This is a genomic window from Pengzhenrongella phosphoraccumulans (assembly GCF_045689905.1).
Classification (GTDB): domain Bacteria; phylum Actinomycetota; class Actinomycetes; order Actinomycetales; family Cellulomonadaceae; genus Pengzhenrongella; species Pengzhenrongella phosphoraccumulans.
In genome coordinates this window covers 3,176,182-3,192,494 of the sequence record NZ_CP144210.1, presented here as the reverse complement: position 1 = coordinate 3,192,494, position 16,313 = coordinate 3,176,182, and the positions used below count along the sequence as shown (strand labels likewise).

Below are 16,313 nucleotides of genomic sequence, written 5' to 3'. Positions count from 1 at the left end.
TTGGGGCGGTAACGGAACCATAACGGTGCGTGGTACCGGTTCCAAATCCCCCACATCGGAATAACCCACCGATCGACACGCCGACCGGGACCCGAACTCCGGCGTTTCCCGCACGTCAGTCGGCGTGTCGCCCCTCACCACCATCGGCAGGTAGGACCTATCGGTGTGACATACGTCTCAGTTGAACCGTCCGCGCTGCATCGCGTCCCGGACCTCGCCGACCAGCTCCTCGAGGATGTCCTCCAGGAACACCACCCCGACGCACCGCCCGTCCTGCTCGACCCGGGCCAGGTGCGAACCGGACTCCTGCATCGCAGCGAGTGCGTCCTCGACCTCCGCCTCGGGGGTGACCACGGCCAGCCCCCGCACGCGCCAGGTCGGCACGGGCTGCGTCCGCTCGCTCGCGTCCGCGTAGAGCACGTCCTTGAGGTGCAGGTACCCGGTGATCCCGTCGGCCGGCGTCAGGCCCGCCAGCGGGAACCGGCTGTACCCCGTCCGGGCCACGAGCCGTTCGACGTCCTCGGGGCTCGCCCCCGCCGCGACGGTGATGAGCCGCTCGACCGGCACCATGACATCGCCTGCGGTGCGGTCCGAGAACTCGATCGCGCCGGCCAGCAGGCCCTGTGCGTCGTCGAGCAGCCCCTCGGCCTGCGATCGCTCGACGATCGAGTGCACCTCCTGGGCCGTGAACGCCGAGGCCACCTCGTCCTTGGGCTCGACCCCGAACAGCCGGAGCACGTGGTTCGCGATCCAGTTGAGCGCGCCGATCAGCGGCCCGACGATCCGCGCGATCCACACCAGCGGCGGCCCGAACCACATGACCGCTCGCTCCGGGCCCGCGACGGACAGGTTCTTCGGCACCATCTCGCCGAACACGACGTGCAGGTACACCACGACCGCGAGCGCGACGACGAACGCGATCGGGTGCGCCAGGCTCGGGCTCGCCCCGAGGGCGACCAGCGGGCCCTCGATCAGGTGCGCGATGGCGGGCTCCGCCACGACCCCCAGGCTCGTCGAGCACACCGTGATGCCCAGCTGCGCGCACGCGAGCATGAGCGAGACGTGCTCCATCGCATAGAGAACGGTCCGCGCGCGCAGGTTGCCCGCCGCGGCGAGCGGTTCGATCGAGCTGCGCCGGGCAGTGATGATCGCGAACTCCGCCCCGACGAAGAACGCGTTGGCCGCCAGCAGCACGACGGCGATCAGCAGTGCGGTACCGCTGCTCATGACGTGGCTCCGGTCTCGGTCGCGCTGGATCGATCGGTCGGGGTCGCACGGACCCGCTCGACCCGCCGGCCGGCCATCTGCTCGATCCGCAGGCGGACGCCGGGCACCTCGATCTCGTCCCCGACGACCGGGATACGACCGAGCGCCGTCATCACGAGCCCGCCGAGCGTCTCGTACGGTCCGTCGTCCGGCACGACGAGCTGGGTGACCTCGGTGAGCTCGTCGGGACGCAGGTCGCCCGGGACGACCCAACCGCCGTCGGGCAGGCGAGAGGTGCCGGCCCGCCGCGGGTCGTGCTCGTCGGAAACCTCCCCGACCAGCTCCTCGACGACGTCCTCGAACGTGACGATCCCGGAGGTGCCGCCGTACTCGTCGACGACGACGGCCATCTGCATGCCGAACTCGCGCAGCTCGACGAGCAGCGGGCCGACCCCGACGGTCTCTGGCACGCGCGGGGCGTCGACCATGAGCGCGGCCGCCGGCACGTCACCGCGACGCTCGTACGGCACGGCGATCGCGCGTCGCAGGTGCACCAGGCCGACGATCTCGTCCGGCGAGCGGTCGATCACCGGGAAGCGGGAGTGTCCCGTCTCGCGGGCCAGCGCGACGACGTCGGCCGCCGAGTCGTGCCGACGCACGACGACGAGGCGCATCCGGTCCGTCATGACGTCCACGGCGGTGAGCTCGTCGAGGCTGATCGTGTTCGTCAGCCGCATCGCGGTCGCCTCGTCGAGCGTGCCGATCGCGGCCGAGCGGCGCACCAGCGAGGCCAGCTCCTGCGGCGAGCGGCCACCCGAGAGCCCCTCGCGCGGCTCGACGCCGAACCGGCGCAGCACGGCGTTCGCGGTGTTGTTGAACAGCGCGATCACGGGACGCAGCGCGGTCGTGAACCCGCGCTGCAACGGCGCGACCGTGCGCGCGGTGCCCAACGGGTGGCTGATCGCGAAGTTCTTGGGCACGAGCTCGCCGAACAGCATCGAGAAGCCGTTCACGAGGACCACGGCCAGCACCGCGGCCAGGATCCCGCCGACCGCGCGCCCGAGCCCGGTCGGCTCGATCACCGATCTGAGCAGGCGGTTGACGGCGGGCTGGGTCGTGTACCCGAGCAGGATCGTGGTCACGGTGATGCCGACCTGGGCCCCCGACAGCTCGGTCGACAGGTGCTTGAGCGCCTTGAGCACCGACTGGCCGCGGCGATCCCCCTGGCCGGGGGTGCTCTCGACCACGCCCGGGTCGAGCGCGATGAGCGAGAACTCGCTCGACACGAACAGCGCCGTGCCGAAGGTCAACGCGATGCCGAGCGCAACGAGCAGCCACTCGCTCAGCACGGGACCACACCCCCGCTCGCCAGGGGTCGACGACGCACCGCGCAGGACGCGGTGCACAGGAGGTGGGTGGAGTTCAGGACAGTGGAGGGGCCGGCATGGTGTTCCGCACAGGAGCACTGCCGGCCGCTACTTGAGCTGGGCATTATGGAGGCGATCATACGGGAGCCCGAAGTTCTGCGGCATGTGACACGCTTGATCCATGTCTGTGACGTCTGGGGTGCGACCGAGCGGGATCGTCGTGCTCGTCGTCGAGGACGAGCCCGCGATCGCCACCGCCATCGCCCAACGCCTGATGTCCGAGGGGTGGATGGTGGAGATCGCCGCAGACGGGTACGCGGGGGTCGCGACGGCGTCGCGGCTCCACCCCGATCTCGTCGTCCTCGACGTCATGCTGCCCGGCATCGACGGCCTCGAGGTCTGTCGCCGCATCCAGGCCGAGCGGGCCGTGCCCGTGCTGATGCTCACCGCGCGCGACGACGAGACGGACATGCTCGTCGGCCTCGGCGTCGGCGCGGACGACTACATGACCAAGCCGTTCTCCATGCGTGAGCTCGTCGCGCGCTCGAAGGCGCTGCTGCGCCGGACCGAGCGCGAGCTGCGCGCCGCCGAGGCCAGCACGTCGAACCAGACGAGGATCGAACCGATCAAGATCGGCGACGTCGTGATCGACCGCGCGCAGCGCCGCGTGTGGCGCGCCGACGAGGTGCACCTGACCCCGACCGAGTTCGACCTGCTCGTAACCCTGGCCAGCAGCCCGCGCACGGTGCTCACGCGCGAGCGCCTGCTCGCCGAGGTCTGGGACTGGGTCGACGCGAGCGGCACCCGGACCGTGGACTCCCACGTCAAGGCGCTGCGGCGCAAGCTCGGCGCCGACCTGATCCGAACGGTGCACGGGGTGGGCTACGCGTTTGAACCCCCGGCCACCGCCGAGGTCTGACGTGGACGTCCCGCGCCACGTCCGCGGGTCAGCCGGAGACCGGCTCACCGATGTCCGGCCGCTCGACCGGTTCAGCTCGGTCCGGGTCAAGATCGGGATCCTCGTCGCGGTGACCGTGACGTTCGGTGCGTTCCTCACGTGGGTCGGCCTGAACTACCACTTCGGCCCCACGCGCACGCTGCCGCTCGCGATCATCCTGTCGCTCGCCCTGACCGGGCTTCTCTCGCGTGGCATGACGTCGCCGCTGCGGGACATGACCGCGGCCGCGCAGGCGATGGCGAGCGGTGACTACACCCAGCGCGTGCGCGCCACGAGCCGCGACGAGGTCGGCCTGCTCGCCGAGGCGTTCAACACGATGGCGCAGGACCTCGGGACGACCGACGTCCTGCGTCGCGAGATGGTCGCCAACGTCTCCCACGAGCTGCGCACACCCGTCACGGCGCTCCAGGCGCAGCTCGAGAACATCGTCGACGGCGTGACCGAGCCCGACCACGAGGCGATGAAGACCGCCCTTGCCCAGACCGAGCGGCTCGGTCGGCTGGTCACCTACCTGCTCGACCTGTCCCGCGTCGAGGCCGGCGCGGTCGGGCTCGACCTGTCCGACGTGCCGCTCCGGGACTTCCTGCGCGAGGCCGCCGACCGCGCGTTGCTGGTCGGCACGGCGAAGGACCTGGTGTTCCGGGTCAAGGTGAGCCCGCCCGACCTGGTGATCCGGGCCGACGCCGAGCGGCTGCACCAGGTGATCGCCAACCTCCTGCACAACGCGGTCCGCCACTCGCCGGTCGACGAGGAGATCTCGCTGGTCGCGACGCAGCACGGCGAGATCGTCGTGATCGACGTGGTCGACCTCGGTCCGGGGATCGCGGTGGGACAGCGCGAGCTGGCCTTCGAACGGTTCGCCCGCGGCAACTCCGCGAAGCAGACCGGCCAGGTCCCGACCGGCGGCACGGGCATCGGGCTCGCGATCGTGCGCTGGGCCGTCGGGCTTCACGGCGGCACCATCGAGGTCGCCGACACCACGACCGGGTGCACAATGCGCCTGACCCTTCCGATGCACCACCCGCCCTCCGGCCCTCCGACGGCGGTGGCGCCGTACCGAGAAAGAGGCGTGGAGTGACCACCTCAGCCGCCGACGGCGTGATCGCCATCGATCACCTGTCGAAGACGTTCGGTTCTGTCCGCGCGGTCGACGACCTGTCGTTCACCGTGCAGCCCGGTCGGGTCACCGGGTTCCTCGGCCCGAACGGCGCCGGCAAGACCACGACGCTGCGCATCCTGCTGGGACTGGTCCGCGCGACGGCCGGGACGGCGACCATCGGCGGGCAGGCCTACTCGCGCTTCAGCCAGCCCATGCGGACGGTCGGGGCCGCGCTCGAGGCGGCGAGCTTCCACCCGGGGCGCAGCGCGCTCGACCACCTGCGTGTGTATGCCCCGCAGGCCGGGGTCAGCGACGCGCGGTGCCGCGAGGTGCTCGACTTCGTCGGTCTCGGACCGGTCGCCGGTCGCCGCTCGGGCGGGTTCTCGCTCGGGATGCGGCAGCGCCTCGCGCTGGCGACCACCCTGCTCGGCGACCCACGCGTGCTGCTCCTCGACGAACCGGCCAACGGGCTGGACCCCGAGGGCATCGCCTGGCTGCGGGGGCTGCTGCGTCATCTGGCCGCCGAGGGCCGCACCGTCCTGGTCTCCAGCCACGTCCTGTCCGAGGTCGAGCAGACCGTGGACGACGTCGTCATCATCGCCCGGGGCCGCCTGGTGCACTCCTCGTCCCTGGCCCAGCTCGCGGCGCTGGCCGAGCCGTCGGTCCGGGTCGCCACGCCGAACCCCGCCGGGCTGCACGCCCTGATCGCCCAGGCGGGCTGGGCCGACCGCGTCGAACCGGTCGACCCGACGGCCCCCGGGGTGGCGGTGATCCACCGCGTCACCGCGGCCGAGATCGGCGGGCGCGCGTTCGCCGCGGGGCTCGAGCTGCACGAGCTCGCCCCCCGCGACGTCGGGCTGGAAGACATCTTCTTGCGCCTCGTGGGTGAGGGCGCCGGTCCTGGCGTCGTCGAACCCCGCCTCGAGGGAGTGGTCCGATGAACGCCGCGCTGCGCACCGAGTACCGCAAGCTCGTCTCCACCCGGATGTGGTGGATCCTGCTGGTCGCCATGGGGGCCTACATGGCGTTCCTCGCCGGCGTGATGGCCTTCGCCCTCACGCAAGATCCAGCGTCGATGGGCGCCGGGGTCTCCGGATCCCAGGCGGCCCCCATGACCCCCGAGTCCGTGGCCCGCACCATCTACACGCTCGCCACGTCCCTCGGGTACGTCTTCCCCGTGATCGTGGGCGCCCTCGCGATGACGAGCGAGTTCCGGCACCAGACCATCACCCCGACGCTGCTCGCCGAGCCCCGCCGGACGGTGTTCCTGACCGCGAAGATGCTGTCGTCCGTCGTGGTCGGCCTGCTGTTCGGGGTGGTCGGGACCGTGTCCACGGTCGGAACCGGTGCCGCCGTGCTCGCGCTGATGGGCGAACCGACCTACCTGTCCGACCCGATCGTGCTGCGCAGCGCGGGCCTGTCGGTGCTCGCGCTGACCGTGTGGACCGTCGTCGGGGTCGGGTTCGGGACCCTGCTGACCAACCAGGTCGCGGTGATCGTCGTGGTGCTCGCCTTCACGCAGTTCGTCGAGCCGATCCTGCGGATCGCGGGTGGCCAGTTCGACTGGTCCGAAGGCATCTCGAAGTTCCTGCCCGGCGCCGCGGGCGAGGCCATCACGGGCAGCTCGTTCTACGCGGACTCCGGCATGGCCGCCGGGCTCCTCACCTCGTGGCAGGGTCTCGGCGTGCTGCTCACCTACGCGATCGTGTTCGCAGCCATCGGCCGCGCCACGACGCTGCGCCGGGACATCACCTGACCTTCCCGGGCTCCGGCCGACCCGCCCTTGGGCCGCGCGCAAGGGCCTGATTGCCGGGCGTTTGCCAAGGTCGGCCCGGCTGCTCCGAATGCGCAACCAGCCTGGCGACGGGCCGGACAGATCGACCTGCCGTCCGTGAATCTGACATAGGCTCAAAGCCAACATTTGATCCAACGAAGCGGTCGCAGTGCCGCGACGGAAGCGGGCGAACGTTACGTGTCCCAGAGGTCTGAGGCGGATTCGATCCGTGCCGAGTTCGGTGCCAACGAATGGCTCGTGGATGAGCTTTACCAGCAGTACCTGACGGACAAGAACTCGGTCGATCCGGCGTGGTGGGAATTCTTCCAGGACTACAAGGCCAGCGAGGCGGCGGACGCGGCCTCGCTCGCCGAGGTCACCGCCGCGCCGCCCGAGTTCGCCGCGGCAGCACCCACCCCCACCGTGCCCCGCTCCCCGCAGCTGCCCACCGCTCCCCCGGCGCCCGCCGTCGAGCGGGACGAGTCGACCGAGCCGACGACGCCCCCGGTCGCCACCGCGCAGCCCGCGACCGCGCCGTACGCCGAGGTGCTCGCCACGATGCTGCACCAGGGCGAGGTCGCGAGCGACGGCGCCGACGAGGTCACCCGACTGCGCGGCCCAGCGGCGCGCGTCGTGACGAACATGGAGTCGAGCCTCGCCGTCCCGACCGCGACGTCGGTCCGCGCGATCCCGGCCAAGCTGCTCGTCGACAACCGCATCGTCATCAACAACCACCTCGTGCGCACCCGCGGCGGCAAGGTCTCCTTCACCCACATCATCGGTTTCGCGCTCATCGAGGCCCTCGCCGAGATGCCGGCCATGAACTCCGCGTACGCGCTGGTCGACGACAAGCCCTCGATCGTCAGCCCGGTGCACGTCAACCTCGGGCTCGCGATCGACCTGTCCAAGCCGGACGGCAGCCGGCAGCTCCTGGTCCCCAGCATCAAGCGCACCGACGCCATGGACTTCGCCCAGTTCTGGGCGGCGTACGAGGACGTCGTGCGGCGCGCGCGCGCCAACAAGCTCACCGTCGTCGACTTCGCCGGCACCACCTTGACCCTGACGAACCCCGGCACCATCGGCACGGTCCACTCGGTTCCCCGCCTCATGGCCGGCCAGGGTGCCATCATCGGCGTCGGCGCGATGGACTACCCCGCCGAGTTCGCGGGCACCTCCGCCGAGCAGCTCAATCGCATGGGTGTCTCCAAGGTCCTGACGATCACATCGACCTACGACCACCGGATCATCCAGGGCGCCCAGTCGGGCGACTTCCTGCGGATCCTCGGGGTCAAGCTCCTCGGGCAGGACGGCTTCTACGACCGCATCTTCGCCTCGCTCCGCGTGCCCTACGAGCCCGTGCGCTGGGTCCGGGACCCGTCGTCCGACGCCGACGCCGACCTCGGCAAGCCCGCGCGGATCGCCGAGCTGATCCACTCCTACCGCTCGCGCGGCCACCTCATGGCCGACACCGACCCGCTCGCGTACCACCAGCGCAAGCACCCCGACCTCGACATGCAGAACCACGGCCTGACGCTGTGGGACCTCGACCGGCAGTTCCCGACCGGTGGGTTCGGCGGCAAGTCCCGGGCGAGCCTGCGCGAGGTGCTCGGGCTCCTGCGCGACTCCTACTGCCGCTCGATCGGCGTGGAGTACATGCACCTGGCCAACCCGCGCCAGCGGCGCTGGCTCCAGGAGCGGCTCGAGTCCGGTCACGCGCGCACCCCGCGCGAGGACCAGCTGCGGATCCTGCGCCGCCTGAACGCCGCCGAGGCGTTCGAGAGCTTCCTGCAGACCAAGTACGTCGGCCAGAAGCGCTTCTCGCTCGAGGGCGGCGAGGCCGTGATCCCGCTGCTCGACGCGATCCTGTCCAAGGCGGCCGACAACGGCCTCGACGAGGTCGGCATCGGCATGGCGCACCGCGGGCGTCTGAACGTCCTGGCGAACATCGCCGGCAAGAGCTACGGCCAGATCTTCAGCGAGTTCGAGGGCAACCAGGACCCCAAGTCGGTCCAGGGCTCAGGCGATGTGAAGTACCACCTCGGCACGGAGGGCCAGTTCACCGCCGAGTCGGGGGCGACGACCCAGGTGTACCTCGCGGCCAACCCGTCGCACCTCGAGGCCGTCGACCCGGTGCTCGAGGGCATCGTGCGGGCCAAGCAGGACCGGATCGACCTCGGCGGGGACGGCTTCTCGGTGCTGCCGATCCTGCTGCACGGCGACGCCGCCTTCGCCGGCCAGGGCGTCGTCGTCGAGACGCTCAACCTCTCCCAGCTGCGCGGGTACCGCACCGGCGGCTCGATCCACGTCATCATCAACAACCAGGTCGGTTTCACGACCGGCTCGAGCTCCTCGCGCTCGACGCTCTACGCGACGGACGTCGCCAAGGGCCTGCAGGTGCCCATCTTCCACGTCAACGGGGACGACCCCGAGGCGTGCGTGCAGGTGGCCGAGCTCGCGTTCGCGTTCCGCGAGCAGTTCGACCGCGACGCGATCATCGACATGATCTGCTACCGCCGCCGGGGCCACAACGAGGGCGACGACCCGTCGATGACGCAGCCACTCATGTACAACCTGATCGAGGCGAAGCGCTCGGTGCGCAAGCTCTACACCGAGTCGCTCGTGGCGCGCGGCGACATCACGCTCGGCGAGGCCGAGCACGTCCTCAAGGACTACCAGGCCCAGCTCGAGCGGGTCTTCACCGAGACCCGCGAGGGCGGTTACACGGCCCCGCCGTCGACCGAGCCCGTCGCCGGGCTCGAGCGCCCGGGCGCGCAGCTCGAAGACGCCGGCGCGATGATCGGCTGGAAGACAGCGGTCGAGCCGTCGGTGCTCGCCCGGATCGGCGAGGCGCACACCGTCCCGCCCGAGGGCTTCACGGTGCACCCCAAGCTCGCCCAGCTGCTGGCCAAGCGGGAGCTCATGTCCCGCGAGGGCAGCATCGACTGGGGCTACGCGGAGATCCTCGCGTTCGGCTCGCTGCTGATCGAGGGAACCCCCGTGCGGTTGGCGGGTCAGGACTCGCGGCGCGGGACGTTCGTCCAGCGCCACGCCGTCATGCACGACCGCAAGACGGGTGCGGAGTGGACCCCGCTGCTCTACCTGTCCGGCGACCAGGCCAAGTTCTGGGTCTACGACTCCTCGCTGAGCGAGTACGCCGCGCTCGGCTTCGAGTACGGCTACTCGGTCGAGCGCCCCGATGCGCTCGTGCTGTGGGAGGCCCAGTTCGGCGACTTCGTCGGCGGGGCGCAGACGATCATCGACGAGTTCATCACCTCGGCCGAGCAGAAGTGGGCCCAGCGCAGCTCGGTCGTGCTGCTGTTGCCGCACGGTTTCGAGGGGCAGGGGCCGGACCACTCGTCCGCGCGGCCGGAGCGGTTCCTCCAGCTGTGCGCAGAGAACAACATGACGGTCGCGGCGCCGTCGACCCCCGCGTCCTACTTCCATCTCCTGCGGCGCCAGGCGTACGCCCGGCCGCGCCGACCGCTCGTGGTCCTGACCCCCAAGTCGATGCTGCGCCTCAAGGCGGCATCCTCCGCGGTCGACGACTTCACGACCGGGACGTTCCGCGAGGTGATCGGCGACGACGTCGCCGTGGCCGGCCTGCGCGACTCGAAGGTCGACCGCGTCCTGCTCTGCTCCGGCAAGGTCTACTGGGACCTGCTCGCGCACCGGACGGAGTCGGGCGACACCAGCACGGCGATCGTGCGGCTCGAGCAGCTCTACCCGCTGGCCGGCGAGGCGCTGCGCGACGCGATCGCACCGTTCGCCGACGCCGACCTGCTCTGGGTCCAGGAGGAGCCGAGCAACCAGGGCGCCTGGACGCACATGACGATGAACGCGCAGCCGCTCCTCGACCGCCGGCTCGGCGTCGTGGCGCGCGCGCCGTCGGCCTCACCCGCAACCGGTTCCGCGAAGAAGCACCAGGCCGAGCAGGCCGAGCTGATCCGGGCCGCGTTCGCGCGCTGATCGCACCGGGGCCGGGCCGCCTGATCGGGCCCGGCCCCGTTCGATGCCCACCTGGTCGCCCGCGCGCCTGTTCCGTCTCACGACGCACGCGCGGGAGACTGGGACGGGCACCCGCCGGCGGGTGCCATCGGCACGAGACGGACTGGGGTGAGAGGCGTGGGCGAGCTGCGGCTTGCGGTGATCGGGGACGAGCTGGCTGCCGGAGCCGGTGACCCGAAGGGGATCGGCTGGGTCGGGCGGGTCGCCGCCCGGACGCACGCCGAGCCGGCCGCCATGGTCCTGACGCTGGCGGTGCCCGGCGAGTCGACCACCGCGCTCGCCGCGCGCTGGGAAGAGGAGACCGCGCGGCGGTTCTCCCCCGAGGCCGACAACCGCCTGATCGTGGCCCTCGGCCGCGCCGACCTCGCCGCCGGGCTGTCCCTCGCCCGGAGCCGGCTCAACCTCGCCAACATCCTGGATGTCGCCGAAGCGCAGCGCGTGCCGACGTTCGTCGTCGGCCCCCCGCCCGGCTACGCGGACGACGGCGACCAGATCGCCGAGCTGTCCGCGGCGTACGGCGACGTCGCGGCCCGCCGCCGTGTGCCCTACGTCGACATGTACACGCCGCTCGCGACGCACGACCAGTGGCTGGGCGACCTCGCCGCCGGTGACGGTCTGCTTCCTGGGCAGGCGGGCTACGGGATGATGGCGTGGCTCGTGCTGCACACCGGTTGGAACCTGTGGCTCGGCCTGCCGGAGGACCCCGCCTGAGGTCGGCTACCCAGGCCACGCCGACTCGGGTCCCTCGAACGAAGCAGCCCATCTCACCGGGTCAAATCCGGTCAGATAGGGCAAACTGCACCCAGATCACGCTGGGATCAGTGCGCAAGGGGCCCCATGACCATCGCGACAAGTCCGCACGACGCCGCACGAGCCACTGCGAAGCGTCCCGCGCGCGCCGACATCCAGGCGCTGCGCGCGGTCGCCGTCATCCTCGTCATCGCTGACCACATGCTGCTGCTCCAGCGGTTGCCGGGCAGCCCGACCGGCGGGTTCGTCGGCGTGGACGTGTTCTTCGTGATCTCGGGCTTCCTCATCACCGGCCTGCTCCTGCGGGAGGTGAACCGAACCGGGCGCGTGTCGTATCGACGCTTCTACGCGCGCCGGGCGCGACGGATCCTGCCCGCCGCGGCATTGGTGATCGTGATCTCGTGCATCGCGTCGTTCCTGGTCTACTGGCCGGCCAAGGCCTGGCAGTCGCTCACCGACGGGCTCTGGTCCGCCGTGTTCCTCGCCAACGCGCACTTCGCGGCCACCGGCGCCGACTACTTCCAGGACGGGTCCCAGTCGATCTTCAAGCACTACTGGTCCCTGTCGGTCGAGGAGCAGTTCTACATCGTGTGGCCGTTGCTCATCGCCGCGGCCGTCCTCCTGGCACGGCGACGCAGGCGCGGGCCTGCCGAGGTCGTCCTCACCATCGTCCTGGCTGCCGGGGCCCTCTCGTTCGCGTGGGCCCTGTACTACTCGGTCTCCTCGCCGACCGCGGCGTACTACTCCACGCCTGCGCGCGCGTTCGAGTTCGCCCTGGGCGGGGCGATCGCCGTCGCCGCGCCGCGGCTCGCGCGACTGCCCGGAGCGCTCCGGCCCGCCCTCGGCATCGCCGGCTTCGCCCTCATCGCCGCCTCCGTGTTCGCCGTCCACTCGACCTCGCACTTCCCGGGCCCCTGGGCGCTTCTGCCCGCGATCGGGACGGCGGTCGTGATCGCGGCGGGAACCGGGGTCCCTGACGAGGCGCGCGACTTCCCGCGCTCGCTCGCGCCGGTGAGCTACGTCGGAGACATCTCCTACTCGCTCTACCTGTGGCACTGGCCGGTCATCGTGGTGCTGGGCTCGTTGATGGCGACCACGAGCCTGACGTTCGCCCTCGTCGCCGGGGTCTGCACCCTGGTCCTGTCGGTCGTCTCGTACCACTTCGTCGAGAAGCCGGTCCGTGCCTCAGCGTGGTTGGAGCCCCGCGACGCGAACCGGTCGCGCCCGCCCGTGCGGCGATCGCAGGCGCTCCGGGCGGGGGCCGCGATCGGGGCAGGCCTCGTCGTCGTCGTCGCCGTGACCGGGATGGCGATGTCGACCGGCAGCCAGGTCGCGTCCGCCACCGGGACCGTCGCCGCGACGACGACGGCGACCGCGACGTCGCCAGCGGGGGTCGACGCGATCCAAGCCCAGATCAAAGAGGCCGTGGCCCGCAACACGTGGGAGGGCCTCACCCCGGCGGTGGACTCGATCACCGGCGCCGACACCGACGCGCTGCCGGCGAACTGCTGGAACACCCGCTCGGAGATCACCCACCACTGCGTGCTCGGTGCGCAGGGCGCCACCCACACCGTGGCCATCCTCGGCGACTCGCTGGCCAAGAGCTGGGTACCCGGTCTCGTGGCGGCTCTGTCCGCACGGCCTGACTGGAACCTGTCGATCTACGCCAAGGTCGGCTGCTCATACCCGTCGGTCCCCCAGTTCGACACCGACGGCTCCGTGTACCAGGGGTGCGCCGACTTCCTCGACCGCGCCCTGGGCGACATCACCGCCGAGAAGCCCGAGGTGCTCGTGCTCGCCTCGGCACTGAAAGGCTCGCTCCCGAGCGCCACGGGCTCGACCGAGGTCATCGACACCTGGAGTGTCGGCGTGGGCCGGACGCTCGATGCGGTTCAGGGCCTGCCGCACGTCGTGATCCTCTCGCCGCCGCCGGAGGGCGTCGCGCTCGCGTCGTGCGCCAACCGGATCAGCACGCCGGATCGGTGCGCATCCGAGGTCACGGACGTCTGGCGATCTTTCTCCAGCCACGCGGCGAAGGAGGCCACGAGCCACGGCGCCCAGTTCGTGGACACGAGCCTGTGGTTCTGCACGCCGAAGGGGTACTGCCCACCGGTCATCGGCACCACGCCGGTGCGTCGGGACAACGTGCACATGACGAACGCCTACAGCGAGTCGCTCGGGCCGCTCCTCGCCGGTGCGCTGTTCCCGGCCGTCAGCTAGCGCAGCGTCGCCCGCACGGCCGTGAGCGCGCTGTCGAGCACCGTGCGCAGGGTGTCGACGGTGAGCTCGTCGAGCCGACCACGCGCGTCGGCCAGCCGCAGGTCGGCGCGAACCTCGTCGCGGAACCGCAGGACCAGCGCCTCCGCGTCGATCCTGCGCACGTGCGACGTCGTCCGCGCATCCCCCGCGGGCTCGGCCGCCGGGACCGCGCGGGCCCGGGCGTCCTGGGCCGCTGCCGCGAGGTCCGCGCGCAGCCCCGACATCGATCCGCGGACGTCGGCACGCACCTGCTCGGCGAGCCCGCGGACGGTCTCCGCGAGGTCCTCCTCCAGCGCGGCGAGGTCGGCCCTGCGGTCGGCGAGCTCGCGCCGGCCGGCCTCGGTGAGCGTGTAGGTGCCCTTGCGCCCGTCCTCGGCGCGCTCGACCAGCCCCTCCTCCTCGAGCCGGGCGAGACGCGGGTACACCGTGCCCGGGCTGGGTCGGTAGGTGCCGCCGAAACGGTCGGAGAGCGCCGTGATGAGCTCGTAGCCGTGCTTGGGCCCGGACTCGAGCAGCGACAGGAGGTACAGCCGGAGCTGACCGTAGGCGAAGACGGGAGCCATCAGCTGACCGGTCCGCGCAGCACGGTCAGGTGCCCCGAGACCGTGTTCGCCGTGATCGCGCAGGTGCCGTCGTGGGTGTCGAGCTTGACGAACGCCTGCCCGGGAGTGGACCCCTTGTGCTCGTGCCCGTCGACGACGACGCGCCCGGTCACGCTGCGCGCCGAGACGTCGACCCCGCGGCCGGCGGGCAGCCGGATGGTGACATCCCCCGCGACGCTCGAGGCGGTGATCGAGGCGGACTGCGAGGAGATGTCCAACGTGATCGGGCCGGAGACGGTGGTCGCCACGACCCGCGCGAGCGCGCCCGAGGCGGTCAGCTCGCCGGAGACCGAGTTCAGCCGGAGGTCTCCGCCATGGTCGCGGACGGCGATCTCTCCGGACACGGTGCTGGCCACCAGCGGTCCGCGCGTGCCGTCGGTGACCACCGAGCCGGAGACCGTCGAGACCGACGCACCGTCGAGGACACCTGCGAGGAGCCCCTCGGCCCCCACCGTGCCGAGCCGCACCGCCACGTGCCTCGGCACGGCGATGTGGACGTCGGCGGTGTCCTTGTCCCGCAGGTTGCGCACGTCGTCGAGGAAGCTGTCCCAGCCTCGGAGCGTGAAGGCGTACCCGACCCGGAGCTCGCCACCGGTGAGGCTGACCTCGAGCGGCCGGCCGGCCACCGAGTGCACCTCGATCCGTGCGCCCGGCTCGTCGTGGCCGACGACGTCGACCCGCCCGCGGACGAGACCGACTCGCAGCGCGTCCAGCTGGTCGACCTCGATGATCTGCGGGCCGGTCACGACCCAGGTGTCGATGCTCATCACGCGGCTCCATTCTCGAGATATATCGCGTTGGGAGACACGTTATATCGCGTTGGAGCCCGAGGACAACCCCGGCGGGAGAACCCGGCGGGAGAACCCGGCGGGCGACCTAGCCGATGAGGCCGGCTGCGCGCAGCTCGACCGTGAGGTCCTGGGGGTTGGACGCGACCGCGCACGCGTCGTCGTAGGTGACGAGACCGGAGCGGATGAGCTCCAGGAGGTGCTGGTCGAAGGTCTGCATCTTGTAGTAGCCGCCGTCGCGGATGAGGTCGACCATGGGCGGCGCGTCCAGCGGGTCGAGGATCGCCTCGGCCGTGCGCCCGGTGTTGACCATCACCTCGACCGCCGCGAGGCGACCGCCGCCGTCCGCGCGGCGCACCAAGCGCTGCGAGACGATCCCGCGCAGCGCCTGCGCGAGCGCGATCCGGATCTGCTTCTGCTCGTGCGGCGGGAAGAAGTCGACGATGCGGTTGATCGACTCGGACGCATCCATCGTGTGCAGGGTGGACATGACGAGGTGACCGGTCTCCGCGGCGGCGATGGCCGCCCGCACGGTCTCGGTGTCGCGCATCTCACCGACAAGGATCACATCGGGGTCCTGGCGCATCGCGGCGCGCAACGCGGTCATGAAGTCGGCCGTGTCCTGACCGACCTCACGCTGCGAGACCATCGCCTTCTTGTCATGGTGCAGGAACTCGATCGGGTCCTCGATCGTGACGATGTTGACCTCGCGGCTCGCGTTGATGAGGTCGACCATCGAGGCCAGCGTGGTGGTCTTGCCCGAGCCGGTCGGGCCCGTCACGAGCACCAGACCACGCGGCTCGAGCGCGAGCTCACCCACCACCTCGGGGATCCCCAGCTCCACCAGGCTCAGCGCGCCCGCTGCCACCCGCCGGAACACGATGCCGCAGGTCCCGCGCGCCTGGTAGGCGTTCACCCGGAACCGCCCCACACCGGGCACCGAATAGGCGAAGTCCGCCTCGTGGGTCGCCCTGAAGGACTCGACGAGCTCGGCCGGGAGCACCTCGCCGACCATGTGCGCCGTGTCGTCGGGGCGCAGATCACGCACCTGGAGCTTGCGCAGCCGGCCGTCGACCCGCAGGCGCGGCGCCGAGCCGACCTTGACGTGCAGGTCGGAACCGCCCGTGCTGGCCAGGGCGTGCAGGAACGGGATGACCGATAGCAGCTTGTCACTCACCCAGGTTCCATCGGCGCGGAACCGACCTGACTTGAACCCCTAGGGCCCAAGAACCCGTCCTGACAGTGGCGTTCGTCCGGGACCGGCGCGCAGGTGTGGGATCCTGGTGCGACCCGGAATCACCGCCGACCCCGCCGGGGCCACGGCGAGCGGTAGAGGAGACACCATGAGCAAGAGTTCCCGCAAGAAGCGGTCCCGCAAGAAGAGCAGCGCAAACCACGGAAACCGGCCCAACGCCTGATCCGAGGTACTACATGCCACGAGCCCGGTGCAATTCGCACCGGGCTCGACGCATCTTGACGCACCTCCGCACCGCAGGTGGTGCCCC

The 16,313-nt window shown here is 71.2% G+C and carries 13 protein-coding genes; 8 read left to right on the top strand and 5 right to left on the bottom strand.

The window, feature by feature from the left end; genetic code table 11:
- Positions 1 to 177 precede the first annotated feature (177 nt).
- Positions 178 to 1,227 carry a hemolysin family protein gene (locus tag VTA80_RS14715; RefSeq protein ID WP_407341840.1) on the bottom strand — a complete coding sequence of 350 codons (1,050 nt, stop codon included), beginning with the start codon at positions 1,225 to 1,227 and terminating at the stop codon, positions 178 to 180.
- A complete protein-coding gene (locus VTA80_RS14710) occupies positions 1,224 to 2,555 on the bottom strand; it encodes a hemolysin family protein (RefSeq protein WP_407341839.1) in 1,332 nt (443 codons plus the stop codon). Before VTA80_RS14710 ends, VTA80_RS14715 begins: the two co-directional genes overlap by 4 nt.
- A 199-nt stretch (positions 2,556 to 2,754) precedes the next feature.
- Here VTA80_RS14710 and VTA80_RS14705 point away from each other — a divergent pair, with 199 nt between their 5' ends.
- From VTA80_RS14705 to VTA80_RS14675, 7 genes are all read left to right on the top strand, one after another.
- The gene (locus tag VTA80_RS14705; protein WP_407341838.1) at positions 2,755 to 3,492 is read left to right on the top strand and encodes a response regulator; all 738 of its coding nucleotides are present in this window, start codon (positions 2,755 to 2,757) and stop codon (positions 3,490 to 3,492) included.
- Between the two features lies 1 nt (position 3,493).
- Entirely contained in the window at positions 3,494 to 4,609 is a 1,116-nt protein-coding gene (locus VTA80_RS14700) for an ATP-binding protein (protein WP_407341837.1), read from the top strand.
- Positions 4,606 to 5,571, top strand: a complete 966-nt coding sequence (locus VTA80_RS14695; protein WP_407341836.1) for an ATP-binding cassette domain-containing protein — start codon at positions 4,606 to 4,608, stop codon at positions 5,569 to 5,571. The genes VTA80_RS14700 and VTA80_RS14695 overlap by 4 nt, the downstream gene beginning before the upstream one ends.
- Positions 5,568 to 6,386: an ABC transporter permease gene (locus VTA80_RS14690; protein ID WP_407341835.1), complete on the top strand. Its 819-nt coding sequence runs from the start codon at positions 5,568 to 5,570 to the stop codon at positions 6,384 to 6,386. The genes VTA80_RS14695 and VTA80_RS14690 overlap by 4 nt, the downstream gene beginning before the upstream one ends.
- Before the next feature lie 216 nt (positions 6,387 to 6,602).
- Entirely contained in the window at positions 6,603 to 10,370 is a 3,768-nt protein-coding gene (locus tag VTA80_RS14685) for a multifunctional oxoglutarate decarboxylase/oxoglutarate dehydrogenase thiamine pyrophosphate-binding subunit/dihydrolipoyllysine-residue succinyltransferase subunit (RefSeq protein WP_407341834.1), read from the top strand.
- Positions 10,371 to 10,526: 156 nt separating this feature from the next.
- Positions 10,527 to 11,120 (top strand): GDSL-type esterase/lipase family protein, encoded by a 594-nt coding sequence (locus VTA80_RS14680; protein ID WP_407341833.1) that lies wholly within the window; start codon positions 10,527 to 10,529, stop codon positions 11,118 to 11,120.
- 126 nt (positions 11,121 to 11,246) lie between these two features.
- A complete protein-coding gene (locus VTA80_RS14675; protein ID WP_407341832.1) occupies positions 11,247 to 13,379 on the top strand; it encodes an acyltransferase family protein in 2,133 nt (710 codons plus the stop codon).
- Here VTA80_RS14675 and VTA80_RS14670 read toward each other — a convergent pair.
- The 3 genes from VTA80_RS14670 to VTA80_RS14660 form a co-directional block, all read right to left on the bottom strand.
- Positions 13,376 to 13,981, bottom strand: a complete 606-nt coding sequence (locus tag VTA80_RS14670) for a PadR family transcriptional regulator (RefSeq protein WP_407341831.1) — start codon at positions 13,979 to 13,981, stop codon at positions 13,376 to 13,378. The two genes, VTA80_RS14675 and VTA80_RS14670, sit on opposite strands and share 4 nt — an antisense overlap.
- Complete coding sequence (locus tag VTA80_RS14665) at positions 13,981 to 14,787, bottom strand: DUF4097 family beta strand repeat-containing protein (RefSeq protein WP_407341830.1); 807 nt, start codon at positions 14,785 to 14,787, stop codon at positions 13,981 to 13,983. The genes VTA80_RS14670 and VTA80_RS14665 overlap by 1 nt, the downstream gene beginning before the upstream one ends.
- Before the next feature lie 109 nt (positions 14,788 to 14,896).
- Entirely contained in the window at positions 14,897 to 15,985 is a 1,089-nt protein-coding gene (locus VTA80_RS14660; protein ID WP_407341829.1) for a type IV pilus twitching motility protein PilT, read from the bottom strand.
- 166 nt (positions 15,986 to 16,151) lie between these two features.
- Between VTA80_RS14660 and VTA80_RS14655 the strand changes: the two genes are divergently transcribed.
- Positions 16,152 to 16,226, top strand: coding sequence for a 50S ribosomal protein bL37 (locus VTA80_RS14655; protein WP_407345783.1), 75 nt, complete (start codon positions 16,152 to 16,154; stop codon positions 16,224 to 16,226).
- Positions 16,227 to 16,313: the final 87 nt, after the last annotated feature.

What these genes read in the sequence shown, in the direction of transcription:
- VTA80_RS14715 (WP_407341840.1), bottom strand. Translation starts at nt 1,227, where the DNA reads ATGAGCAGCGGTACCGCACTGCTGATCGCCGTCGTGCTGCTGGCGGCC.
- VTA80_RS14705 (WP_407341838.1), top strand. Translation starts at nt 2,755, where the DNA reads ATGTCTGTGACGTCTGGGGTGCGACCGAGCGGGATCGTCGTGCTCGTC.
- VTA80_RS14690 (WP_407341835.1), top strand. Translation starts at nt 5,568, where the DNA reads ATGAACGCCGCGCTGCGCACCGAGTACCGCAAGCTCGTCTCCACCCGG.
- VTA80_RS14675 (WP_407341832.1), top strand. Translation starts at nt 11,247, where the DNA reads ATGACCATCGCGACAAGTCCGCACGACGCCGCACGAGCCACTGCGAAG.
- VTA80_RS14670 (WP_407341831.1), bottom strand. Translation starts at nt 13,981, where the DNA reads ATGGCTCCCGTCTTCGCCTACGGTCAGCTCCGGCTGTACCTCCTGTCG.
- VTA80_RS14665 (WP_407341830.1), bottom strand. Translation starts at nt 14,787, where the DNA reads ATGAGCATCGACACCTGGGTCGTGACCGGCCCGCAGATCATCGAGGTC.